Source organism: Streptomyces sp. NPDC038280 (assembly GCF_055600045.1).
On sequence record NZ_JBVJYZ010000004.1, the window covers coordinates 388,273 to 411,442 of the forward strand.

Below are 23,170 nucleotides of genomic sequence, written 5' to 3' on the forward strand. Positions count from 1 at the left end.
TGACCATGGCCAAGCGGACGATCACCGTGCACCATGTGCGGGCCCTGCTGCGCGGCGCCCGCCGGCGCGGCCTCGACACCGCGCCCCTCCTGCAGGCCGCCGGGATCCCGCCGCTGCTGCTCGGGGACGACCGGGCGCGCGTCACACCGGACCAGTTCGCGCTGCTCTTCCGGGCGCTGTACCGGGCGACCGACGACGAGTTCCTGGGCCTCGGTTCCGCCCGCAGCCGCCCGGGCACGTTCGCCATGATGTGTTACGCCTCGCTGGGCTGCCGCGACCTGGGCGGTGCCATCGAGCGCGGCACCACCTTCTACGGGCTCTTCCCCGGTGGGCCCGACCTGAGGCTCGAACCGGGCGCCACCGAGGCCGTGTTCACCGTCCACAACAACCTCGAAGGCGACGAGGACCGCTTCCTGACCGAGTGCCTGGTCATCATCTGGCACCGCCTGTGCAGCTGGCTCATCGGCCGCCGCATCCCGCTGCTGCGCGCCGGGTTCGGTTATCCCCCGCCGCCCCACAAGGACGCGTACGAGGAGCTGTTCGGCTGTCCGGTGCGCTTCGGCGCCCCGGTCACCGGGGTCGCCTTCCACGCGCACTGGCTGGCCGCGCCGCTCGTGCGCGACGAGGACGACCTGATTCTGATGCTGCGCCGCTCCCCCTTCGAGCTGCTGAGCCGGCGCGCGTACGGCACGACCGTCGGCGAACAGGTCCACCGCGCCCTCGCCCGGGCGCTCCAGTCCTCGCCCCGGCTGCCCTCGCTCGGCGAGCTGGCGGCGCGGCTGGCGGTCAGCCCGGCGACCCTGCGCCGCCGGCTCCAGGAGGAGGGGACCTCCTACCAGCGGCTGAAGGACGCGGTCCGGCGCGACGCCGCCATCGCGGGGCTCGCCGAGGGACACGAGCCGATCGCGGCGATCGCCGCGCGGCTCGGGTTCTCGGAGGACACGTCGTTCCACCGGGCGTTCCGGCGCTGGACGGGGACGACACCCGGCGCGTACCGGGGCCGGTGAAGCAGGGGCAGTGAAGCGCGGTCAGTGAAGCTGAGCTTCCCGGTCAGCTCCGTACCTACTGGTCAGTCACTACGGTCTCCCCAACTGCCCACCCCCACCACAGCATTGGGAGCCGCAATGCGTGCACGCACCAGAGTGCTGGCCTTCCTGGCCGCGCTCGCCCTCTCGGCAGCCACCCCCGCCGCAGCGCAGGAGGCCACCACCGACACCCCCCGCCCCGGCGACCTCGTCGGCGTCCAGGACTCCTCCTTCCACCCGCTCCCCGGCCAGCCGACCCTCACGAAGGCATGGAAGATCCACTACCGCTCGACCACCGCGTCCGGCGCCCCCAACGTCGTCTCCGGCACGGTGATCGTCCCCCAGGACGGCCGCACGGGACCCCGCCCGCTCATCACCTACGCCGTCGGCACGGTCGGCCTCGGCGACTCCTGCGCACCCAGCAACGGCTTCCCGACCGGGACCACCATGGAGGCCAATCTCATCCAGCAGCTCACCTGGCGCGGCTGGGCCGTCGTCGTCACCGACTACGAAGGCCTCGGCACCCCCGGCGAGCACACCTACACCGCCGGCCGCGCGGCCGGGCACTCCGTCCTCGACGCCGCCCGCGCCGCGATCCGCCTCCCCCAGGCCGGACTGTCCGCGTCCTCCCCCGTCGGGATCATGGGCTACTCCCAGGGCGGCCAGGCCTCCAGTTGGGCCGCCGAGCTGCACGACTCGTACGCCCCCGAGCTCAACGTGAAGGGCACGGCCACCGGCGGCGTCCCCGCCCAGCTCGACAAGCTGGCCCCGGTGCACGACGGCTCCTACGGCTCGGGCCTGCTCTTCATGGCTGCCGCCGGACAGGACGCGGCCTTCCCCGAGCTGAAGCTCGACTCCTATCTGAACGCCGCCGGCAAGGCCCTCGTGGGCTTCTTCCGGAACAACTGCGTCGCCATCGACACGACCGTCGGCTCGTTCAAGAAGATCTCCGACCTGACGGTCAGCAACCCGCTCGCCACCCCCGAGTGGCAGAAGCGGCTGCACGAGTCGGACCTCGGGACACACGCGCCGGACCGCCCGGTGTACCTGTACCACGCACTCGGTGACGAGCTGATCCCGTACGCGCTGGGCGACCAGCTCCGCAAGGACTGGTGCGCCCGGGGCGCGAACGTGAAGTGGCGGACCATCCTGCTCGGCGAGCACGTCTCGGGGGTCATCACGGAGGCCACGGCGGCGCAGAACTGGCTGGCCGACCGCTTCGCGGACCGGCCGACGGACGGCACCTGCTAGCCCGGCCCCTGCTTGCCCGCGCGGCCGGTCCCCGGCCGCGCGGGCCGCTCCGGCCTTCAGCCCATCGCGGCCTTGACGTGATCGATCACGGCCCGCATGTCGCCCGTCGGCGAGAAGTCGACGTACTCGCAGTCCTCCAGGGCCTCCGGAACATGCCCGGGGGGCCAGTAGAAGGCCTGCCCCTCCTCGTACACCTCATCGCCCGTGGCGGTCTTCATCTTCAGCCGCCCCTTGAAGAGATAGCCCCAGTGCGGGCACTGGCAGCGGTCGTCCGGCAACCCCTGCACGGCCGGTCCCATGTCCGTGCCCTTGGGGAACTGCACGAACGCGACGGTGAAGTCTCCACCGAGCTCCTTCATGCGCAGCTCCACACCGCCACCCTCGATCTCGACGGGCGTGTCGTTCCGTTTCGTCGCCGTCATGCTTCCTCCTCATCCCCCGCCGGCCCCCTTCCAGCTTGGGGCCGACACCTGCGCGGTGCGACACGGGCGCCGTAGGCTTGAACGCATGACCGAACGCAAACCCCCCGGCGTCAGCTTCGAGTCATTCGTGGACAAGCAGATCCGCGAAGCCGAGGCGCGCGGTGAGTTCCAGCGCCTGGCCGGCTTCGGAAAGCCGCTCTCCGACGACACCGCTCCGTACGACGAACTCTGGTGGATCAAGGGCAAGTTGCACCGCGAAGGAGTCTCGGTCCTGCCGCCCGCGCTCGCGCTGCGCAAGGAGGCCGAGGACGCCCGAGAGGCGGTCGCGAAGGCCACGACCGAGGCGGCCGTACGGCGCGTCCTCACCGGGGTCAACGAGAAGATCACCGCCGCGATCCACCGCCCGCCGCCGGGTCCACCGCTCAATCTCCAGCCGTTCGACGTGGACGCGATGGTCGACGCGTGGCGCGCGGCGCGGGACCGGTAGCGGCCCCCTCACTCTTCGTAGCATGCCCGGTGGTACACCTCTCACGACACCGGAGGAATGGCGATGAAGACCGCAGACCTGCTGACAGACGCGTTCGGACGCATCCAGGAAGCCGTCCACGGCGCGGTCGAGGGGCTGTCCCCGGAGGACCTCGCCGCCCGGATCGACGACGAGGCGAACTCCATCGCCTGGCTCGTCTGGCACCTGACCCGCATTCAGGACGACCATGTGGCCGGCGTCGCGGACCTCGACCAGGTCTGGCTGGCCCAGGACTGGGCGGCCCGCTTCGACCTGCCGTTCGCGAAGAAGGCGACCGGTTACGGCCACAGCAGCAAGCAGGTCGGCGAGGTCCGGGCCACCGAGGAGCTCCTGCTCGGCTACTACGACGCGGTCCACGAGCAGACCCTCGAGTACGTCGCCGGGCTCACGGACAAGGCCCTGAGCCGGGTCGTGGACGACGCGTGGGACCCGCCGGTCACCCTGGGCGTCCGACTGGTCAGCGTGATCGCGGAGGACAACCAGCACGCGGGCCAGGCGGCCTTCGTCAGAGGAATCCTGGAACGCCGCTAGCACCGAGCGGGACGGTGGCCCAGACGGTCTTCCCGACGGTCCGCGCCCTGACCCCCCAGGCGGTGGCGAGGGCGGCGACCAGCAGGAGCCCGTACCCGCCCTCGTCGGGAACCCGCGCTTCCGGCCCGCGCTCACCCCGCGCGTCGGAAAGCTCGACGCGTACGTGATCGTCCCCGAGCGCGAGCCGCACCTCGAAGTCCCGGCCGGGCACGCGACCGTGCGTGACGGCGTTACTGGCGAGCTCGGCGACGACCAGGGCGACACGCTCGATGTCGTCGGGACCCGGGACCTGCCAGGTGCGGAGCTGCTCCACGGCCAGGAGGCGGGCGAGCCGGGCGCCTCGGCGGGTGGCGGAGAGCCGCAGGGCGAACTCCCCCGTCGGAGTGGGGATTTCCGTCTTCATGTGACCGAGCGTGGCGGGTTGGTCGTACGCTGACCAGGAGCGACGCCACGACGCTGCGTAGCGGTACGACCACGCCAAGAGGGCGGTACGGATGTCGGGGAACGAGGAGGAGCGGCCGGAAAGGCCGTCCGAAGTCGATGGAACGGCGCACCTGTTCAGTGCGCTCGGAAAGCAGATCAAGGCCCTGCGGGGGAACGCGCGCCTGAGCCAGGCGGAACTGGCGACAGCCACGCACTGCAGCGAGGACCTGATCTCCTCGGTGGAGCGCGGGGTACGGACGCCCCAACCGGACTTCCTGCTGCGGGCGGACAAGGCGCTGGGGGGCAGGGGCGTACTGGCGGCGGCGGTGGACGACGTACGGGAGGCGCTGGCGAGGGCGCGGACGCGGCACCCGGACTGGTTCCGGGACTTCGCGAAGGCGGAGGGGGAGGCGGTGGCGCTGCACTATTACGCGGTTCAGGCGGTCCCGGGCATCCTCCAAACCGAGGCGTACGCGCGAGCGCTCTTTCAGCACCGCCGTCCCATGCTCGACGAGGAAACAGTCGAGAAGCGGGTGGCCGACCGCCTCGCCCGTCAGGTCATCCTCGACAAGTGGCCGGCACCGACCATCAGCTTCGTCTTAGAGGCGGCAGTGCTGCTCCGGCCCTTCGGTGGCACTGACGTTCATCGGGAGCAACTGCTACGCATCCTGGAAATCGCCATGCGGAGGACGATCGACCTTCAGGTACTGCCCCAGGACCGGCCGGAACACCCCTATCTGGATGGCACCTTCACGCTGCTGACTCCGCGCGGGCGACGAGAGGTCGCGTACACCGAGCTCTACGGGCATGCTCGACTCATCACCGACCCGGAAGAGGCGCGTACCTACGCCGAGCGCTATGGGATCATCCGGGCGCAGGCACTCACCCCTCAGGAGTCCCTGGCCTGGATCGAGAAATTGCTGGGAGAGCGATGAACACCATGGAACTGGCCTGGTTCAAGAGCAGCTACAGCAGCGGCGAGGGCGGCAACTGCATCGAAGTCGCATACAACTGGCGCAAGTCCAGCTACAGCAGCTCCGAAGGCGGCGAGTGCGTCGAGGTCGCCGCCCACCCCGCCGCCGTCCACGTCCGGGACTCCAAGAACGTCGACGGCCCCGTGCTCACCCTCACGCCCTCCACCTGGGCCGCCTTCACGAAAGCCCTGCCCAGCCACTCGGGCTGAACGGGACCGTTTCGGCCGGACAACACGGAAGGGCAGCCCCGGACTCACGTCCGGAGCTGCCCAGTGAGCCGGCCTCAGCACCTAGAGCAGGCCGCCGCCGAGAAGCCCGTTCAGGAAGCCGACTTCAGCCGACGAGTCGGCACTGGCCCCACTGGCGGCAGTGCCGTCGCCGCAGACCTGCGACACCGCCGTGGCCTGCGCCGGACCGGTGCCGAGGAGCGTGATGTTGATGTGCGACAGGTTGATGAGGCCCGAGGAGTTGTTGAGAGCCACCCGCTGGTCGCACTCGATGCCGTTGCCGCCGCCGCCCCCGGTGTTGTGGGCGTTCGTGGCGGAGGCAACGGAGGCCCCGAACATGGTGACACTTCCGACCATGGCAGCCACGAGAGCAGCCTTACGAAGCTTGTGCACTACATCTCCACTTCCGTCAGAGTCGACGTGATCCGTTGTCGAGCGATTCGTGCGAAAGTGGACGCTAGGCGCGATATGCGGCTTTCGTCCTGCAACACGCCGAGTCACTCACATCAACCCCGGCACCACCACCCGTGTGCCCCAGCCCCAGGGCAGCCGAGCCGGGTGGATGGTGCGGCCACGTAACGCCCCCGACGCCCCCTTACGCGTCCGGGTTCTGCCCCTCCGCCGTCGTCTTGATCCGGTCGATCTGGAGCTTGGCGAGCGACTGGTAGTCGGGCTCCTCCTTGAGGTCACGGCCCCGCACACGGACGACCGACGCGCCCATGCGCATGATCACCTCGGTGTCGTCCGTGCCCTTGAACGCGTCGGTCTCGTCGGCGCCCGCGTCGACCTCCACGGACTTCGGGGAGGTGCCCGCCTTACGGCGCTCCTCGACCACCAGGCTCTTCATGGCGGCCGACGCGTCCTCCGGGGTGTTGAAGGAGTAGATCATGAACTCCACCTCGCCCTCGCCGTCTGCGGGATCGATGTCCGTGCCGCCGACGGACGACAGCCCTCCGCAGTTCGACTCCGTGTGGCTCTCGCAGGCCTCCAGGGCCTCCTCGCCCACCTCGACCTCGACGTCGCTGCCCTCCCACCCCTTGGGGGTGCCGGCCTTGCTGACAAGAGCCGTGCGCACCTGGTCCGGGGCCAGGACGATCGGATCTCCGGCCCCGCACGCCGTGAGCGTCGCGAGTGCCGCCACGAGCGCCGAGCCCGCCGCCATCCCCCGTACTGCCTTGAACACCCTCAACACCTCGTACTCATAGATCAAGTTGGCGTGGACACTTAATCCCATGAGGCCTGAACCTGCCAACTGAGGATCACAGAGGGTCCGTTCACCGAGCACCCGTCGGCCGACCGCCCCCGCCGCAAAGTCGCGGCGCGCGGCACGAACGTCAGGGCACGGTCAGCGCGGGGACCAGCGCTTCCCGTCCATGAGGTTGCCCAGGCCCGCCCAGGCGAAGTTCATCAGGGTCGCGGCCGCCTCCTTGGCAGTCATGCCCGGGGTCTCGTTCGCCCACCCGGCCAGCGACTCGGCGGCCCCCACCAGCGCCTGGGCGAGGCCTGCCACATCGCGGTCGGCCAGCTCGGGCGCGCGGTCGGTGCGGTGGTGGGTCTCCTCGGCCGCCGCCCCGATCAGTACGGTCACGAACGCCACGACCTCGTCGCGCATCACCATGACCTCGGTGGTGAACGGCTCGCCGTGGGTGCGTGCCTGACGGTGCAGTACCGCCCATCCGTCCGGGTTCTCCGCCGTGTGCCGGAAGAAGGCCGCGAGCCCCGCCCACAGCTGCCGGTCGGCGGGGAGGCCGGGCTCGACGGCCCCTCGCACCGCGTCGAGGAGCGCGGCGGCCTCCCGGCGGATGCACGCGGTGAAGAGGTCCTCCTTGGAGTTCAGGTAGAGATAGACCAGCGGCTTGGAGACTCCGGCCAGTTCGGCGATCTCGTCCATCGACGCGGCCCGGTACCCCCGCTGCCCGAACGTCTGCACGGCGGCGTCCACCATCTGCCGCTCGCGCACCTCGCGCGGCATCCGCTTGGCCTTCGTCGCACTCACCTGGACTTCCCTCCACCCCCCGCAGTCCTGCTCTGCGGCCGGCGCCAGCCTACGGCGCCCCCCGCACGACTGTGCCCCCTGCCCGGCGGGGCAGGGGGCACATCCACTCACGTCGTTCAGGCGGTGGCCGGAACCTTCACGGCGCTCTCGGTGTCCCGGGCGTCGTACTCGTCAACGGGCGACGAGGAAGCGGCGTTGTACGCGTCGAGGTCGAGGATCTTCTCGCGCGAGGCGACAACGACCGGAACCAGCGCCTGGCCCGCGACGTTCGTGGCCGTGCGCATCATGTCGAGGATCGGGTCGATCGCCATCAGCAGACCCACGCCCTCCAGCGGGAGGCCCAGCGTGGAGAGGGTCAGGGTCAGCATGACGGTCGCGCCGGTCAGACCGGCGGTGGCCGCCGAGCCGACGACCGAGACGAAGGCGATCAGCAGGTAGTCGCCGATGCCGAGCTGTACGTCGAAGATCTGGGCGATGAAGATCGCGGCGAGAGCCGGGTAGATCGCGGCGCAGCCGTCCATCTTGGTCGTGGCGCCGAACGGCACCGCGAAGCTCGTGTACTCCTTCGGGACGCCGAGGCGCTCGGTGACCTTGACGGTGACCGGCATGGTGCCGACGGAGGAGCGGGAGACGAAGGCCAGCTGGATGGCGGGCCAGGCGCCCTTGAAGAACTGGATCGGGTTGACCTTGGCGACCGTGGCCAGCAGCAGCGGGTAGACGCCGAACAGGACGAGCGCGCAGCCGATGTAGACGTCGGCGGTGAAGGTCGCGTACTTGCCGATGAGGTCCCAGCCGTAGTCGGCGATGGCGTAGCCGATGAGGCCGACGGTGCCGAGCGGCGCGAGCCGGATGACCCACCACAGGGCCTTCTGGAGCAGCTCCAGGACGGACTCGCTGAGGGTGAGGATGGGCTTGGCCTTCTCACCGAGCTTCAGCGCGGCGATACCGGCGACGGCGGCCATGAAGACGATCTGCAGGACGTTCAGCTCGGTGAAGGGCGTGATGACGTCCGTCGGGATGATGCCGGTGAGGAAGTCGATCCAGGTGCCCTCGTGCTTGGGCAGCTTGCCGTCCTTGGGCGTGAGGCCGGTTCCGGCACCCGGGTCGGTGAGCAGTCCGATGACGATGCCGATGGCGACCGCGATCAGCGACGTGATCATGAACCAGAGGAGGGTCCTGGTGGCCAGCCGGGCGGCGTTGTTGACCTTCCGCAGATTGGTGATGGACACCAGGATCGCGAAGAAGACGAGCGGCGCGACGGCCAGCTTCAGGAGCTGGACGAAGATCGAGCCGATCTGCTCGAGGGTGTCCTTGAGCCAGGCGACATCCTGGCTGCGGGTGACCCATCCGAGCAGCACACCGAGCACGAGACCGGCGACGATCTGAACCCAGAACGGGATCTTCGATATGCGGAAACCGGAGCCGGACGGCTGCCCGGTGGTGGCGGACGCGGAGTTCGCGGACACGAACACACTCCATGGGTGCGTATCGGAAAAAGGGGGACGAGATGCGGCGCCCGCGCGCTCAAGGGCGACGCCGCTGCATGATGCCGGGTCAGACAGCGCGGCAACAGACCGCGGACATACAGCGGCACAGATCGACGTGCAGGCGCGCCACGAGCGGGATGCTCACGGCTTCGGGGCGGCGCACTGCTGTCTTCATGTCGACACGTTAACACTTGAACTTTGAGATGCTCAAAGCACTTCTTTGGGCAAGGGGCATGGAACACCGGCCATGGAACGCCGAAACCCCGGCGCGGTGACCGGGGTTGGGTGCGGGCGGGCGAGCGGTGTGAGGAACCTTACGCCGCGTCCTCCCGGGACTTGCTGGTCTCCAGGCGCGTCTTCGCGTGGTCGACCCTGGCGGCGATCTGCGCCGACATGGCGTCCCGCTGCTTGCGCAGCAGGACGAAGCTGAGCGGGGCGGAGATCACGACGGAGAGGACCAGGACCCACAGCAGGTTGGAGTCGCCGAGGCCCCGCGGCACCACACCGAGGTAGACCAGACCCCACAGCGCGAAGAAGCAGCCGGCGAAGACGCCGATGCGCAGGAGGGTGTACCGGAGCGTTGCGGCGCTCGTCCCGTTCTCGGACACGACGGCCCCTTTCTCTTCACTGGGTTGCCCGTCCAGTGAAGCACGGGACAAATGGATCAATTCAGGGGGCTCCGCCCCGGACATCAGTACAGCGGCAGCAGCATGGTGATGTCGTCGCGGTCGTCGCCGTCGGCGACCCGGATGGCGCCGGGCACCCGGCCGACCTCCTTGTAGCCGCAGGCGGCGTAGAAGACGTCGGCACCGGTGCCGCCCCGGCAGGTCAGCCGGATCGCGTCGATGCCGTCGAAGCCGCGGGCCGCCGCCTCGGCCGCGGCCATCAGATCGCGGCCGTAGCCCTTGCCCTGGTGACGCGGGTGGACCATGACCGTGTAGAGCCAGACCCAGTGCTTCATCAGACGGTGGGTGTTGTGCGTGAAGAACGCCGTGGCGGCCACGGCGCCCTCCTCGTCGTACCCGACCAGCAGCCGGGTGCGGCCGTCCGCCATGGCGGAGAGGTGCTTGACCCATTCGGGCCGGACGTCCTCGGCGGTGACGGGCGGCACGAACCCCACCGCGCCGCCGGCGTTGGAGACGTCCGTCCACAGGTCGACGACCCCGTCGGCCAGAGCTCGGTCGGCCGACGGGTCGAGGCGGAAGGTCAGCGGCATGGTCGCGCCCTGCCTCAGATCCGCATGGGCTGGGGCGACTCGCGCAGCCCCGCGTCCGGACCCGGGTACTCGCGGATGATCTCGTAGCGGGTGTTGCGCTCGACGGGACGGAAGCCGGCCTCGCGGATCAGGTCCAGGAGGTCGTCACGCGTCAGCTTGTTGGGCGTGCCGTAGTTGTCCGCGTCATGCGTGATCTTGTACTCGACGACCGAGCCGTCCATGTCGTCGGCGCCGTGCTGGAGCGCGAGCTGGGCGGTCTGCACGCCGTGCATCACCCAGAAGACCTTGACGTGCGGGACGTTGTCGAAGAGCAGCCGGGAGACGGCGAAGGTCTTCAGCGCCTCGGCGCCGGTCGCCATCGTGGTGCGCGCCTGGAGCCGGTTGCGGACCTTGCCGTCCTTCATGTCCACGAAGTCGTGCTGGTAGCGCAGCGGGATGAAGACCTGGAACCCGCCGGTCTCGTCCTGCAGTTCACGCAGCCGCAGCACGTGGTCGACGCGGTGGCGGGGCTCCTCGATGTGCCCGTACAGCATCGTGGAAGGGGTCTTGAGGCCCTTCTCGTGCGCCAGCCGGTGGATGCGCGACCAGTCTTCCCAGTGGGTGCGGTGGTCGACGATGTGCTGCCGGACCTCCCAGTCGAAGATCTCGGCGCCGCCGCCGGTGAGCGACTCCAGACCGGCTTCGATGAGCTCGTCGAGGATGTCCGAGGCGGACATGCCGGAGATCGTCTCGAAGTGGTGGATCTCCGTCGCCGTGAAGGCCTTCAGCGAGACGTTCGGCAGCGCCTTCTTCAGCTCGGAGAGCGAGCGCGGGTAGTAGCGCCACGGAAGGTTCGGGTGCAGGCCGTTGACGATGTGCAGCTCGGTGAGGTTCTCGCCCTCCATCGCCTTGGCGAGGCGGACGGCCTCCTCGATGCGCATCGTGTACGCGTCCTTCTCGCCCGGCTTGCGCTGGAACGAGCAGTACGCGCACGACGCGGTGCACACATTGGTCATGTTGAGGTGGCGGTTGACGTTGAAGTGGACGACGTCGCCGTTCTTCCGCGTGCGCACCTCGTGGGCGAGGCCACCGAGCCAGGCCAGGTCGTCCGACTCGTAGAGGGCGATGCCGTCCTCACGCGTCAGCCGCTCGCCGGAGCGGACCTTCTCCTCCAGCTCGCGCTTGAGCCCAGCGTCCATGTACCGGTCGCCTCCTCTATATGTCCTGCAACCCTGACCAACCGTACTCCCCCACTTTTCGGGCGCGAGGGGCGCCCGTGTGCCCGGCGGGCTAGCCCTCCTCGGGCAGCTCACCGACCCTGTTCTCCCACTTGGTGGAGAGCACGATCGTCGTGCGCGTACGGGAGACGCCCTTCGTGCCGCTCAGCCGGCGGATCGTCTTCTCCAGGCCGTCGACGTCGCTGGCCCGCACCTTGAGCATGAAGGAGTCGTCACCCGCGATGAACCAGCAGTCCTCGATCTCGGCGAGGTCCTTGAGCCGGCGTGCCACGTCCTCGTGGTCGGCGGCGTCGGAGAGCGAGATGCCGATCAGCGCGGTGACACCGAGGCCGAGCGAGGCCGCGTCGACGGTGGCGCGGTAGCCGGTGATGACCCCGGCGGCCTCCAGCCGGTTGATGCGGTCGGTGACGGAGGGCCCGGAGAGCCCGACGAGTCGGCCGAGCTCGGCGTACGAGGCCCTGCCGTTCTCCCGCAGAGCCTGGATGAGCTGCCTGTCCACGGCGTCCATATGCCTGAAGCCTTCCATTGTCCAGCGATACCGCGAGTCTAAGTGTAGAAACTAAGGCATGCAGGGCTAACACCCTGTGAATCTTTTACCTGATCAAGGGCGATCTCAGGAATGATCGCCCAGAGAGCCCAGCTCTCCCTCCCAGCGGCGGTACAGGCCGTGCGGCACCCCGGCCGCGTCCAGCACCCGTCCGGCGACGAAGTCCACCAGATCCTGGATGTGCCTCGCCCCCGCGTAGAAGGCGGGGGAGGCGGGCAGGACCACCGCGCCCGCCTCGTCCAGCGCCACCAGCTGCTTGAGCGTCTGGCCGTTCAGCGGGGTCTCCCGCACCGCGACCACCAGGGGCCGCCGCTCCTTGAGCGTCACGCTCGCCGCCCGCTGGAGCAGATCCTTCGACAGCCCGAGCGCCACGCCGGCCACGCACGCCGTCGACGCCGGCACGATGAGCATCCCCTTCACGGGGTACGACCCCGAGGACGGTCCGGCGGCCAGATCCCCCGCCGCCCAGTACCGCACCCCATCGACGTCCGGCCGGAAGGTGTCCGGCTTCCCGTCGGCTCCACGGGCCAGCCAGGCCCGAAGGTCGTCCCGCCAGTGCGCGTCGCGAAAAGCGATGCCGGTCTCGTCGAGCAGGGTGAGCCGCGAGGCCCGGCTCACGACGAGATCCACGCTCTCCCCCGCGTCGAGCAGCCCCCGCAGCACGGCGGCGGCGTACGGGGTTCCTGACGCCCCGGACACCCCGACGACCCAGGGACGACGCTGTTGCTCTACCGGCTCCACGCCGATGAGCCTATCCGGCGGCGCGCACCCACGAATGAGTCAGGTGGCGCTCGGGTCCGGTGGTACGTCGGCCTCCCTGCTTCTGCACTCGATGGCAGGCCGCAAGCTACGCGAACGGCCGGACTCGCACCCGGAGATCGAAGAAGGCGCCCACGACCGGGTCACACCGTCAGGCCGCGCACCAGGAGGTCCAGGAGGGCGCAGATGAAGAGGGAGATGCCGATGAAGCCGTTCGTCGTGAAGAAGGCGCGGTTCAGGCGGGACAGGTCGTGGGGCTTGACGACGTTGTGTTCGTAGACGAAGGCCGCCGCCACGATCGCCAGGCCCGTCCAGAAGAAGACACCCGCGTCCGTCGCCACGGCGTACCAGGTCAGCAGGGCCGTGGTCAGGACCGCCGACGCCCGGGCGCCGTACAGCGCCGCCGGGATGCCGAAGCGCGCCGGAACCGACATCACGCCGTGGGCGCGGTCGGCCTCCACGTCCTGGCAGGCGAAGATCAGGTCGAAGCCGCCGATCCAGATGCCGACGGCGAGACCGAGGATCACCGCGTCCCAGGACCAGCTGCCGGTGATCGCCAGCCAGGCGCCGATCGGGCCGATGGCCTGGGCGAGGCCCAGGATCGCGTGCGGGAAATTGGTGAACCGCTTCCCGTACGGATAGACCACCATCGGAACGACCGCGAGCGGCGCGAGGGCCAGGCAGAGCGGGTTGAGCAGCGCGGCGGCGCCGAGGAAGATCACGACGGCGACACCCGCGCCCGTCCACGCGGACTTCACCGACATCGCGCCGGTCACCAGCTCGCGGTTGGCGGTGCGCGGGTTACGGGCGTCGATCTCGCGGTCGATGATCCGGTTGCAGGCCATCGCGAAGGTGCGCAGGCCGACCATGGCGACGGTGACGAGCAGCAGCTTGATCCAGTGGACGTTCCCGTCCAGCTGGAACATCGCGCTGAGCGCGGCGATGTAGGCGAAGGGCAGCGCGAAGACCGAGTGCTCGATCATCACCAGCCGTAGGAAGGCTTTGGTACGGCCCGGCTGCGCGCCGGGCACGGCGGCCGTGGTCACAGCCCGTACTCCTTCCACCGGCGGTCGACCTTCGCCGCCGTCTCGGGGTCCGACTCGACCATGTCCGGCCAGCCGCCGTCGCGCGTGTACCCCTCCTCGGGGAGCTTCTTCGTGGCGTCGATGCCCGCCTTGCCTCCCCAGAACTGCTGGTACGAGGCGTGGTCGAGGTGGTCCACCGGACCCTCGACGACGGTCAGGTCGCGCGCGTAGTCGGTGTTCCCGAGGGCCCGCCAGGACACCTCGTGCAGATCGTGCACGTCACAGTCGGCGTCGACCACGATGATCAGCTTGGTCAGCGACATCATGTGCGCGCCCCAGATGGCGTGCATGACCTTCTGCGCGTGCTTCGGGTACTTCTTGTCGATCGAGACGATGGCGCAGTTGTGGAAGCCGCCCGACTCGGGCAGGTGGTAGTCCACGATGTCCGGGATGATGATCTTGAGCAGGGGCAGGAAGAACCGCTCGGTCGCGCGCCCCAGCGGGCCGTCCTCCGTCGGCGGCCGTCCCACCACGATCGACTGGAGCAGCGGGCGCTTGCGCATCGTCACGCAGTCGATCGTCAGCGCGGGGAACGGCTCCTGCGGGGTGTAGAAGCCCGTGTGGTCGCCGAAGGGGCCCTCGGGGAGCGTCTCGCCCGGCTCCAGCCAGCCCTCGATGACGACCTCGGCCTGCGCGGGGACCTGGAGCGGGACGGTCTTGCAGTCGACCATCTCGATCCGCTTGCCCTGGACGAAACCGGCGAACAGGTACTCGTCGATGTCACCGGGCAGCGGCGCGGTCGACGCGTACGTCACGGCGGGCGGGCAGCCGAAGGCGATGGCGACCGGCAGCCGCTCGCCGCGCTTGGCGGCCACCGCGTAGTGGTTGCGGCTGTCCTTGTGGATCTGCCAGTGCATGCCGATGGTGCGCTTGTCGTGGCGCTGGAGGCGGTAGAGACCGAGGTTCCGTACGCCGGTCTCGGGGTGCTTGGTGTGGGTGAGGCCCAGGTTGAAGAAGGACCCGCCGTCCTTGGGCCAGGTGAACAGCGCGGGCAGCTGGTCGAGATCGACGTCGTCGCCGGTGAGGACGACCTCCTGGACGGGGGCGTCCTTCACCTTCTTCGGCGGCACGTGGACCATCGAGCCGAGCTTCCCGAAGGCCTCGCGGACACCGATGAAACCCTGCGGCAGCTCCGGCTTGAGCAGCCCGCCGATCTTGTCGCTGATCTCCTCGTAGGACTTCAGGCCGAGTGCCTTGAGCAGGCGGCGATCGGTACCGAAGACGTTCATGGCGAGCGGCATGGAGGAGCCGCGCACGTTCTCGAAGAGGAGAGCGGGACCGCCGGCCTTGTTCACCCGGTCGACGATCTCCCCGACCTCCAGGTAGGGGTCGACTTCGGCCTTGATGCGCTTGAGGTCGCCCTCGCGCTCCAGCGCTCTGAGCAGCGAGCGGAGATCGTCGTAAGCCATGGGGCCCAGTATCCCTGAGGCACTCGGGCCGCTGCGCGCGCCCCGGGAGGACAGCGCCCTCACGGGCCTTGCGGGCGCCGCGCGCGGCCCGGCGCCCGACCGCTAACCTTGGGCCGTCACCGGGGCCGGTCAGTACGGTCCGCCAACGCTTCCAGGGGGCTGTTCCACATGCTCAGGGCACTGATGTACATCCTGCCGCTGGCGTTGACGATCTACGCCTTCATCGACTGCCTCAACACCCCCGAGGACGAGGCCAAGCACCTCCCGAAGGTCGCCTGGGTCTTCATCATCCTGCTCTTCTGGGTCGTCGGTCCGATCGTCTGGCTGGCCGCCGGCAAGATGCGCCACGTCCCCTCCGGCGGCCGCACCCCCTCCGAGTGGCACCGCAACCACCGCCAGGAGTGGGTGGCTCCGGACGACAACCCCGACTTCCTGAAGTCGTTGCGCGAGGAGAACAAGAAGGACGAGTCGCTCCTCAAGGACTGGGAGGCGGACCTGCGCCGCCGCGAGGAGGAGCTCAAGCGCCGCGAGCAGGACGACGACCCGAAGTCCTGACGTGGAACTCCGCCTGCTGGTGACCTTCGAGAAGGTCGCCACCGTCCTCAGCTTCACCCGGGCCGCCACCGAGCTGAAGTACGCCCAGTCCAGCGTGACCAGCCAGATCCGTTCGCTGGAGACCTCGCTGGGCGCCGAGCTCTTCGACCGGCTGGGCAGCCGCATCCGCCTCACCGCGGCCGGTGAACGGTTCCTCCCGTACGCCCGCCAGATCATCGAGCTGAGCGACGAGGCGCGGGCCGCCGTCGCGGACGCGGGAGAACCGGCCGGCTCGATCACCATCGGCACGATGGAGTCGCTCACCTCCTACCGGCTGCCGCCGCTCCTGGAGTTGTTCCACCACCGCTACCCCAAGGTGCGTCTGTCGCTCCGCCCCACGCTGGGCGACGAGACCCGGCAGGCCCTGCGCCGGGGGACCTATGACATCGGGTTCCTGATGGAGCCGGTGACCGAGCACGCCGGCCTGGAGACCGAGGTCCTGACGGCCGAGCCGCTGGTCCTGGTGAGCGCGCCCGGCCACCCACTGGCCGGCCGGCCCGGGCTGACGACCGCCGCGCTCGCGGCCGCGCAGCTGGTGGGGACCGAGCCGGGCTGTCCGTACCGCGACCTCTTCGAGGACGAGGTGCGCGAGCGTACGGGGACGCCGCCGCCGTTCATGGAGTTCGGGACGATCGAGGCGACCAAGCGCGGGGTGGCCGGCGGCCTCGGGGTGGCGCTGCTGCCTCGCGTCGCCGTGGCGGCGGAGCTGACGGCCGGGACGCTGGTGGAGCTGGACTGGGAGCCGCCGTTCACGCTCGTCACCCAGCTCGCGTGGCGGAGGGGGAAGCGGCTGCCGGCGCATGTGCGGCTGTTCGTGGAGCAGGCGCGCCGACTGGTGTCGGAGCAGGGGTCCGCGCCGGAAGCGTGACCCTGAGGCTCGCGAGCACGATCAGCGGGACGCCGAGCGCCTGGACGAGAGAGATGTGGTGGCCGTAGACCGCCCAGTCGGCGACCATCGCGACGGCCGGGTAGGTGAACGCGAGCACGGCGATCTTGGCGGTGGGCAGCTTCTGGTAGGCGGCGTACATCAGGACGTACATCAGGCCGGTGTGGATGAGGCCGAGGCCGACCAGCCACGCCCATCCGGAGCCGAGGGTGGCCGCCTCGGCGAAGTTGGCGAAGGGCAGCAGCAGCGGGATGCCGACGAGTACCTGCACCAGGGCGACCAGGTGGGGACGGACGCCGGTGACCCGCTTGGTGATCACCGTGGAGATCGCGTAGAAGACGGCGGCGAGCAGCGCGAGGCCGAGGCCCTTGAGCGAGCCGGTGTCTCCGGGGCGGATGCCGGAGACCAGGATCAGGCCCGCGAAGGCGACGACCAGCCAGCCGAGCCGACGGGCGGTGAGCCGCTCCCGCAGGAGCACCGCGCCGAGCAGCACCACGTAGAACGGCTGTGTGTGGTAGACGACGGTGGCGAAGGAGATCGAGGTCGCTTCGTACGCCTCGAAGAGGAACGCCCAGTTGAAGACGATGAAGACACCGCCGAGCGCGGCGAGGGCGAACTTTCGCGGGGTGAGGCCGTGGTCGGTGAAGTAGCCGCGGGCGAGGCTGTACGCGCCGAGGGCGAGCGCCCCGAACAGGCACCGGAAGAACACCACGTTGAAGGGCGACGCCCCGGATTCGACGACGAAGACGCCGAGGGTGCCGGAGAGCACCATGGCGAGGGTGAGTTCGATGCTTCCCCTGGTCTCGTTTCTCATGACGCCGACGCTACGGACGGAGGCCTGGGCCGGTCCACGGGCCACTGGGGCGTCCTGCCGATGGGTCCATCGGCGCAGCCGATGGGGGACGGCGGCGCGTCGTGGGTGATGTCGCCGTCCCTCCGGGGAAGGGTCGTGGCATGGATCTGGAAGAGGCACGGCGCTGGCTGGGGACCGCGCTCGCGGAGGCCCGTGCCGGGCTCGCGGAGGGCGGGATTCCGATCGGGGCGGCGCTGTACGGCCCCGACGGCACCGTCCTCGGGCGCGGGCACAACCGGCGCGTCCAGGACGGGGATCCGTCCCTGCACGCGGAGACCGCCGCGTTCCGGGACGCCGGGCGGCAGCGCTCGTACCGGGGGACGACGATGGTGACGACACTGTCGCCCTGCTGGTACTGCAGCGGTCTGGTCCGGCAGTTCGGGATCTCCCGGGTCGTCGTCGGCGAGGCCGAGACCTTCCACGGCGGGCACGACTGGCTGGCGGAGCACGGGGTCGGGATCGTGGTGCTGGACGACCCGGAGTGCACCGCGCTGATGCGGGACTTCATCGAGGAACATCCGGCCCTGTGGAACGAGGACATCGGCCATGGCTGAGACGCGCATTCCGACCATCGACCTCTCCGGGGCGCCCGAGGCGGCGGCCGGGACCATCGACCACGCGCTGCGGACCGCCGGATTCCTGCTGGTCACCGGGCATGGAGTGGATCCCGCGCTGCGGCACGAGATCCGGGAGACGGCCCGGGGCTTCTTCCGGCTGCCCGCCGCCGCCAAGGAGCCGTACGCCGTGAAGGTCGGCGGGCGCGGCTGGCTCGGGCCGGGCGCCGAGGCCAACGGGTACGCGGAGGGGACGGCGACCCCGCCCGATCTGAAGGAGTCGCTGTCGTTCGCGGCGGACGAGCCGACCGGGGAACGGGCGGTGGACGAGGAGTGGTTCCTGCCCAACACCTGGCCGGCCGAAGTACCCGGCCTGAAGCCGCTGGTGACGACCTACCTCGCGCAGATGCGCGTCCTCTCCGACCGGGTCCTGGAGCTCCTCGGGACGGTTCTCGGGGAGGGCGAGGACTTCTTCACCCGGCACACCGGCCACCCCACCTGGGGATTCAACATCAACTGGTATCCGGGCCGTGAGGTGACCGGCGAGCCGCGGCCGGGCCAGTTCCGGATCGGCCCGCACACCGACTTCGGTACGGTCACCGTCCTGGACCGGCAGGCGGGCAGGGGCGGGCTCCAGGTCTTCACCGACGAGGGCGGCTGGGAGGACGCGCCGTACGATCCGGCCGCCTTCACCCTCAACATCGGCGACCTGATGGCCCATTGGACCGGCGGACGCTGGCGCTCCGGCCGCCACCGGGTGCTGCCCCCGCCGGCCGACGCGCCGTCGGAGGAGCTGATGTCCCTGGTCTACTTCTACGAGTGCGATCCGGGCACCACCGTGCGCGGAATCGAATCCCACACCTATCTGCGCGCCCAGCTCGACGCGATCACCGCGAACTGACGGATCGCGCGACCTTCGTCGCAATCCTTGACCATGAGGCAACTCCCTGTGGTTATCGTTGATGTGACGCTGTGACAGGAACTGTCTCGTGACACTGGGGGGTGGCGGTGGACAGAGAGCTGCACGGCCGCGAGGCGGTCTTCGACGGGACCGGTCTCGCCGCGCGCCTCATCGGCCTGGCCCCGTACAGCTTCACCCGCGTCGAGTACGAACACGGCGACGATCCGCCCGTCACCGTCTTCACCGGCGGCCGCGGCATGGGCAAGACCGCGCTGCTCAAGCAGATACGCAACGCCTACCGTGGCGGCACCCCGCTCGCGCTGATCGACTGCGCACACATCGAGCCGCCCGCCGACCACGGGCCCGGCTGGAATCCGCTCACCGGCGCCCTCGCCGAACTGGCCGTCCAACTGGCGCCCAGGATCCACACGGCCAAGCCCGTGCAGTTCCCCCGGCTGTCGCTCGGGCTGGTCGCCGTCGCGAGCATCAGCTGGTCCCACGAGGACGACGAGCGGGCCCGGCGCGATCTGCAGCGGCTCGGACCCGTCCTCGCCACGGTCGACGCGACCAAGGGCGCGGCCGCGAACTGGGTCACCAAGGTCCTCGCCAAGATGGCGGCCAACGCGGCGGAGACGACGGCCCCGATGGCCGGGCTGCTCGCCGAGGCCACCGTCGAGACGGTCCTGGAGGAAGTGTTCGGCCGCTTCCAGCAGAAGTCCGACAGCTGGTACGGCGCCTACCGCAACGCGGGCGGCCGCGGAAAGGCCGGACTCCAGCAGCTCGCCATGGACTTCGAACAGGGCGGCCGCCGCCGCGTCGAGGCCGAGGACTTCCTCGTCGGCGCGCTCGTGGAGGACGTCTGCCGCGCCTACACGGGCCTGACCCGGCGCGGCACCCGCCGGGGCCGCCCACTCGTCCTCCTCGACAACGCCCATCTCCCGCTCGGCCGACGTCTCGTCGAACCGATTCTGCGCGAGCGCGCCGGCGGCCGCCGCGACCAGGTCGTGGTGATGGCCTCCTCCCGGGTCCGCGACCACACCGGACTGCGGCACGCCACTCGGCTGCGGCTGCCGGAGACCGCGCACCGGGCGCCGAGTCCGCGCGGGACGGACATCACCTCCGGGATCCTCGCGGTGGAGCTGACCCCGCTGAGCCCGACCCAGACACAGACCGCCTTCGACCGGTTCGACCCGGCCGGCCGTACCCCGTCCGACCTGGCCCGCGGGGTGCACCGGCTGACCGGCGGACGGCCGCTCGGGGTCGCCCTGCTGGGCCGGGCGGCGGGCGAGGCCCCGGCCTCGATCCGGTCCACTCTCACCCCTGGCGCGCTGCTCGATCTCACGGTGGAGCTGCGCGAGGACAGCCCCCCGGTGCCGGTCGCCGCGACCCTGCTCGGCGAACTGCTCCCGGGCCTGCGCCCCGAGCCGCTCGCCGTCCTCGCCGCCGCCCACGGCGAGGAGTCGGCGCGCACCCTCGCCAGGACCCGGCTGCGCGGCGAGTCCCTGGACGGCGACATGGCCCTGCGCGTGCGGGACATGCTGCGCGCCGACGACTGGCCGGGCGGCGCCGAGCACTTCGTCGGCGACCCGCTGCTGCGGGCCCTGCTGCTGCACCGGCTGCGCTTCCACGACGCCGACCACCCCGCGTACACGGCCTGGCGCGCCGTGTACGAGACGCTGAGCGGCTTCTACGGCCCCGAACCCGGCCCGTACCGCCTCCACCAGGAACTCGCCCTCGGCCGGACCGAGGAGGCCGTGGCCCGGCTGCGGCTGACCTTCCCCGAGCCGGACGTGGTGGGCTGGCTGGGGCGGCTGCGGTTCATCGCCTCGGCGCCGTACCCCCGCGAGCCGCGGGCCACCGGGCCCGATCCGCGCCGCGCGGTGGCGCTGGGGCAGGAAGCGGCGGCGCTCCCCGACGGACTCGACGGCGACGCGGCCGAACTCCACCTCTGTCTGCGGCGGCTGCTGCACGCCGTGTGGCTGCTGACCGATCCGCTCGCCCTGCCCGACGACACGGTCGTCGACAAGATGGCGCACGAGCTGCGCCAGCTGTCCGGACGGCACCGGACAGGCAACAGTCCGCTGTGGGACGCGGCCACCCACTGGCCGAAGGACATCCGCGCCTGGCAGGAGCTCTCGCTGCCGCCGGGCCGGGAGGACGGAGCCTGACGAGCGTGCCCAACCGTTTGCGCTACCGCGTCTTCTACACCACCCGCCAGAAGATCATCACCTCCGTCCTGGTGCTGGCCCTGGTCATCGCCGGTGCCGTCTATGCCATCAACACCGTCACCGCCCCGGAGGACCGTTCCTGCGCGAGCGGTGTCGCCCGCCCGCAGGGCAGTACCGAATGCGTCGGCGTCAACGGCGACGGACATGACTTCGGTGTCCCGGCGCTGACCCAGGTCGCGCGCGCGATCGGCCGGGAGAACGCGACCCTCAAGACGGGCGACTACGCCACGGTCGCCGTGCTGCTCCCGCTGACCTCGCCCGACACCGGAATGCGGGACAAGGTCCTGCACGAGGTGCAGGGGGCGTTCGCCCAGCAGTACCGGGCCAATCACGAGTCCAACGACCAGATGCCCCGCATCCGCCTCGTCCTCGCCAACACCGGCAAGGGCAACGCCCACTGGCGTGCGACGGTGGCCATGCTCAAGGGGATGACCGGCGCGCCGCACCAGCTGCGGGCGGTCTCAGGGGTCGCCACCAGCTCCACCGAGATGCGCGGCGCGGTCACCGAGCTGACCGCCGCGCGCATCGCGGTCGTCGGCACCACCATCACCGCGGACGACATCGCCAACGGTCCGGGCCGCAACCCGTATCCGGGTCTGGCCCGGGTCTCCCCCACCAACACCGACGAGGCACGGGCCCTGGCCCACTTCGGCAAGGTGAACGGCGCGAAGGCCCTCCTCGTGCAGGACACCCGCACCGGCGACCACTACACCGACACCCTCAAGAACGCGTTCGCCGCTTCGCTGAAGGGCGCTCCGTACGAGCCACAGCTCTTCACCTCCCCGGCGGACCCCACCGAGGAGGGCACCACCGCCAATACCTTCCGGCAGATCACCCATCTCATCTGCGACACCGACGCCGAGACGGTGTTCTTCGCCGGACGCCACACCCAGCTGCGGCAGTTCATCAACGCGCTCGGCGCCCGGGGCTGCACCCGGCGTGCCTTCACCGTGCTCACCGGTGACGAGGCCTCCTATCTCGGCGGTGACGCCAAGCTCAAGCGGGAGGCGCTGCGCGCGAAGCTGACGGTGCGGTACGCCTCGCTGGCCCACCCGGACGCCTGGAAGCCCGCTGAGGACCGGCCGGTCCCGGCGACGGGCGGCTCGACGGCCTCGTACGACGCGTTCCTGGCGACGATGAACCGGGCGGCGGCCGGCCCGGTCGGCCCCATGGGCGAGGTCGAGCTCGCCGACGGCCAGTCGATCGTCGCGTACGACGCGATGGCGATGGCCGTGCACGCCGTCCGGCAGGCGACCGTGGACGGCCGGAAGCTGCCGGCGCTGCCCGACGTCGGGGCCCAGTGGCCCCAGGTGAAGGGGTCGCTGCGGGTGGAGGGTGCGAGCGGCTGGATCTGCCTGGACAACTACGGGAATCCGTACAACAAGGCGGTGCCGGTGGTGGAGCTGGCGGGGGACGGGAGTCAGCGGTTCGTGCAGATCGCCTGGCCGGAGGGCAAGCCGCCCGCCGGGAACTGTCTGCCGCCCGCGGCCGGCTGAGCTTCGCCCTACGGCTCCCAGCGCGGCCAGCGCTGCTCGTCGCGTGCGTAGCCGTCCCGCAGCTGCTGCCAGCGGTCCGGGGTCCAGGACTCCCAGTCCGTCATGGGACCGCCCTCCAGGGCGTCGATCAGCAGCTCGAAGTGGTGGTGCCAGCCGGCGAGGCAGTCCAGCCGCAGCTCGTCGGTGCCCTGGAACTCGTTGGTGAAGCGCAGGACGGTCCCGCCGTCACGGGCCGGCTCCAGGTGGAAGCGGATCCGGCCGTGCGGGGCGCCGACGGTGTACTCGGCGACGTACTCCGGGTCCCAGGCCGTCACCCGGCCGGAGACGGTCGTGTGGTGGCCCTCGCTGTCCGTGTTGAGCCAGCGCAGGGTGACCGCCCCGCCGAGGCGGGGCTCCAATGGATCGGCCGCCGCGAGCCACCCCGGAAGACCCTCCGGTGTGGCCACGGCGGCCCAGACTCGTACGACGGGGTACGGCAGGCTCAGCACGTACCGCAGCACGTGCGTATCGCCATGGGTCTCACTCGCTCCCCGGGTGATCGCATCTGCCATGCCTCCAGCGTC

General features: G+C 70.4%; 27 protein-coding genes. 12 read left to right on the top strand and 15 right to left on the bottom strand.

Annotated elements, in window-relative coordinates:
- The first annotated feature begins 5 nt into the window (after positions 1-5).
- Both ACZ7J0_RS12690 and ACZ7J0_RS12695 read left to right on the top strand, forming a co-directional pair.
- Entirely contained in the window at positions 6-1,007 is a 1,002-nt protein-coding gene (locus ACZ7J0_RS12690) for an AraC family transcriptional regulator (protein ID WP_470886607.1), read from the top strand.
- Positions 1,008-1,124: 117 nt separating this feature from the next.
- Positions 1,125-2,276: a lipase family protein gene (locus tag ACZ7J0_RS12695; RefSeq protein ID WP_470886609.1), complete on the top strand. Its 1,152-nt coding sequence runs from the start codon at positions 1,125-1,127 to the stop codon at positions 2,274-2,276.
- 56 nt (positions 2,277-2,332) lie between these two features.
- Here ACZ7J0_RS12695 and ACZ7J0_RS12700 read toward each other — a convergent pair whose 3' ends face one another.
- Positions 2,333-2,698 (bottom strand): cupin domain-containing protein, encoded by a 366-nt coding sequence (locus ACZ7J0_RS12700; protein ID WP_470886611.1) that lies wholly within the window; start codon positions 2,696-2,698, stop codon positions 2,333-2,335.
- An 85-nt stretch (positions 2,699-2,783) separates the two neighbouring features.
- Here ACZ7J0_RS12700 and ACZ7J0_RS12705 point away from each other — a divergent pair, with 85 nt between their 5' ends.
- Positions 2,784-3,185, top strand: a complete 402-nt coding sequence (locus tag ACZ7J0_RS12705) for a DnaJ family domain-containing protein (protein WP_470886613.1) — start codon at positions 2,784-2,786, stop codon at positions 3,183-3,185.
- A gap of 63 nt (positions 3,186-3,248) precedes the next feature.
- Positions 3,249-3,755: a mycothiol transferase gene (locus ACZ7J0_RS12710; RefSeq protein WP_470886615.1), complete on the top strand. Its 507-nt coding sequence runs from the start codon at positions 3,249-3,251 to the stop codon at positions 3,753-3,755.
- Here the strand turns inward: ACZ7J0_RS12710 and ACZ7J0_RS12715 are convergent.
- A complete protein-coding gene (locus ACZ7J0_RS12715) occupies positions 3,730-4,158 on the bottom strand; it encodes an ATP-binding protein (protein ID WP_470886617.1) in 429 nt (142 codons plus the stop codon). The two genes, ACZ7J0_RS12710 and ACZ7J0_RS12715, sit on opposite strands and share 26 nt — an antisense overlap.
- A 91-nt stretch (positions 4,159-4,249) precedes the next feature.
- Between ACZ7J0_RS12715 and ACZ7J0_RS12720 the strand changes: the two genes are divergently transcribed.
- Both ACZ7J0_RS12720 and ACZ7J0_RS12725 read left to right on the top strand, forming a co-directional pair.
- Entirely contained in the window at positions 4,250-5,113 is an 864-nt protein-coding gene (locus ACZ7J0_RS12720; RefSeq protein ID WP_470886619.1) for a helix-turn-helix domain-containing protein, read from the top strand.
- Complete coding sequence (locus tag ACZ7J0_RS12725; protein ID WP_470886621.1) at positions 5,110-5,361, top strand: DUF397 domain-containing protein; 252 nt, start codon at positions 5,110-5,112, stop codon at positions 5,359-5,361. The genes ACZ7J0_RS12720 and ACZ7J0_RS12725 overlap by 4 nt, the downstream gene beginning before the upstream one ends.
- An 81-nt stretch (positions 5,362-5,442) precedes the next feature.
- On the opposite strand, the gene ACZ7J0_RS12730 is transcribed toward ACZ7J0_RS12725, so the two are convergent.
- The 11 genes from ACZ7J0_RS12730 to ACZ7J0_RS12780 all read right to left on the bottom strand — a co-directional run bounded on the left by ACZ7J0_RS12730 (position 5,443) and on the right by ACZ7J0_RS12780 (position 15,095).
- Positions 5,443-5,745, bottom strand: a complete 303-nt coding sequence (locus ACZ7J0_RS12730) for a hypothetical protein (RefSeq protein ID WP_470886623.1) — start codon at positions 5,743-5,745, stop codon at positions 5,443-5,445.
- Positions 5,746-5,974: 229 nt separating this feature from the next.
- Positions 5,975-6,562: a hypothetical protein gene (locus tag ACZ7J0_RS12735; RefSeq protein WP_470886625.1), complete on the bottom strand. Its 588-nt coding sequence runs from the start codon at positions 6,560-6,562 to the stop codon at positions 5,975-5,977.
- Between the two features lie 162 nt (positions 6,563-6,724).
- Positions 6,725-7,351 carry a TetR/AcrR family transcriptional regulator gene (locus ACZ7J0_RS12740; RefSeq protein ID WP_470886775.1) on the bottom strand — a complete coding sequence of 209 codons (627 nt, stop codon included), beginning with the start codon at positions 7,349-7,351 and terminating at the stop codon, positions 6,725-6,727.
- A gap of 140 nt (positions 7,352-7,491) precedes the next feature.
- On the bottom strand, positions 7,492-8,841 hold the full coding sequence (locus ACZ7J0_RS12745; protein ID WP_470886627.1) for a dicarboxylate/amino acid:cation symporter: 1,350 nt from the start codon (positions 8,839-8,841) through the stop codon (positions 7,492-7,494).
- 335 nt (positions 8,842-9,176) lie between these two features.
- A complete protein-coding gene (locus tag ACZ7J0_RS12750; protein ID WP_470886629.1) occupies positions 9,177-9,470 on the bottom strand; it encodes a DUF4229 domain-containing protein in 294 nt (97 codons plus the stop codon).
- Between the two features lie 83 nt (positions 9,471-9,553).
- On the bottom strand, positions 9,554-10,078 hold the full coding sequence (locus tag ACZ7J0_RS12755; RefSeq protein ID WP_470886631.1) for a GNAT family N-acetyltransferase: 525 nt from the start codon (positions 10,076-10,078) through the stop codon (positions 9,554-9,556).
- A 14-nt stretch (positions 10,079-10,092) separates the two neighbouring features.
- Positions 10,093-11,256, bottom strand: coding sequence for an aminofutalosine synthase MqnE (gene mqnE / locus ACZ7J0_RS12760; RefSeq protein WP_468708557.1), 1,164 nt, complete (start codon positions 11,254-11,256; stop codon positions 10,093-10,095).
- A gap of 91 nt (positions 11,257-11,347) precedes the next feature.
- Complete coding sequence (locus tag ACZ7J0_RS12765) at positions 11,348-11,803, bottom strand: Lrp/AsnC family transcriptional regulator (protein ID WP_015034327.1); 456 nt, start codon at positions 11,801-11,803, stop codon at positions 11,348-11,350.
- A gap of 105 nt (positions 11,804-11,908) precedes the next feature.
- Entirely contained in the window at positions 11,909-12,583 is a 675-nt protein-coding gene (locus ACZ7J0_RS12770) for a UbiX family flavin prenyltransferase (RefSeq protein WP_470886633.1), read from the bottom strand.
- 161 nt (positions 12,584-12,744) lie between these two features.
- Positions 12,745-13,647: a menaquinone biosynthesis prenyltransferase MqnP gene (gene mqnP, locus ACZ7J0_RS12775; protein WP_470886635.1), complete on the bottom strand. Its 903-nt coding sequence runs from the start codon at positions 13,645-13,647 to the stop codon at positions 12,745-12,747.
- The gene (locus tag ACZ7J0_RS12780; RefSeq protein WP_470886637.1) at positions 13,644-15,095 is read right to left on the bottom strand and encodes a menaquinone biosynthesis decarboxylase; all 1,452 of its coding nucleotides are present in this window, start codon (positions 15,093-15,095) and stop codon (positions 13,644-13,646) included. The genes mqnP and ACZ7J0_RS12780 overlap by 4 nt, the downstream gene beginning before the upstream one ends.
- A 168-nt stretch (positions 15,096-15,263) precedes the next feature.
- Here ACZ7J0_RS12780 and ACZ7J0_RS12785 point away from each other — a divergent pair, with 168 nt between their 5' ends.
- Positions 15,264-15,650: a PLD nuclease N-terminal domain-containing protein gene (locus ACZ7J0_RS12785; RefSeq protein WP_470886639.1), complete on the top strand. Its 387-nt coding sequence runs from the start codon at positions 15,264-15,266 to the stop codon at positions 15,648-15,650.
- Between the two features lies 1 nt (position 15,651).
- On the top strand, positions 15,652-16,557 hold the full coding sequence (locus ACZ7J0_RS12790) for a LysR family transcriptional regulator (protein ID WP_470886641.1): 906 nt from the start codon (positions 15,652-15,654) through the stop codon (positions 16,555-16,557).
- On the opposite strand, the gene ACZ7J0_RS12795 is transcribed toward ACZ7J0_RS12790, so the two are convergent.
- A complete protein-coding gene (locus ACZ7J0_RS12795; protein WP_470886643.1) occupies positions 16,448-17,389 on the bottom strand; it encodes a DMT family transporter in 942 nt (313 codons plus the stop codon). The genes ACZ7J0_RS12790 and ACZ7J0_RS12795 overlap by 110 nt on opposite strands.
- Positions 17,390-17,529: 140 nt before the next feature.
- Between ACZ7J0_RS12795 and ACZ7J0_RS12800 the strand changes: the two genes are divergently transcribed.
- From ACZ7J0_RS12800 to ACZ7J0_RS12815, 4 genes are all read left to right on the top strand, one after another.
- On the top strand, positions 17,530-17,982 hold the full coding sequence (locus ACZ7J0_RS12800; RefSeq protein ID WP_470886645.1) for a nucleoside deaminase: 453 nt from the start codon (positions 17,530-17,532) through the stop codon (positions 17,980-17,982).
- Positions 17,975-18,883: an isopenicillin N synthase family dioxygenase gene (locus ACZ7J0_RS12805; RefSeq protein ID WP_470886647.1), complete on the top strand. Its 909-nt coding sequence runs from the start codon at positions 17,975-17,977 to the stop codon at positions 18,881-18,883. Before ACZ7J0_RS12800 ends, ACZ7J0_RS12805 begins: the two co-directional genes overlap by 8 nt.
- 107 nt (positions 18,884-18,990) lie before the next feature.
- Complete coding sequence (locus tag ACZ7J0_RS12810) at positions 18,991-21,051, top strand: hypothetical protein (protein ID WP_470886649.1); 2,061 nt, start codon at positions 18,991-18,993, stop codon at positions 21,049-21,051.
- 5 nt (positions 21,052-21,056) lie between these two features.
- Positions 21,057-22,607 (top strand): hypothetical protein, encoded by a 1,551-nt coding sequence (locus ACZ7J0_RS12815; RefSeq protein ID WP_470886651.1) that lies wholly within the window; start codon positions 21,057-21,059, stop codon positions 22,605-22,607.
- Between the two features lie 8 nt (positions 22,608-22,615).
- Here ACZ7J0_RS12815 and ACZ7J0_RS12820 read toward each other — a convergent pair whose 3' ends face one another.
- A complete protein-coding gene (locus tag ACZ7J0_RS12820) occupies positions 22,616-23,158 on the bottom strand; it encodes an SRPBCC domain-containing protein (RefSeq protein WP_470886653.1) in 543 nt (180 codons plus the stop codon).
- Positions 23,159-23,170 lie beyond the last annotated feature (12 nt).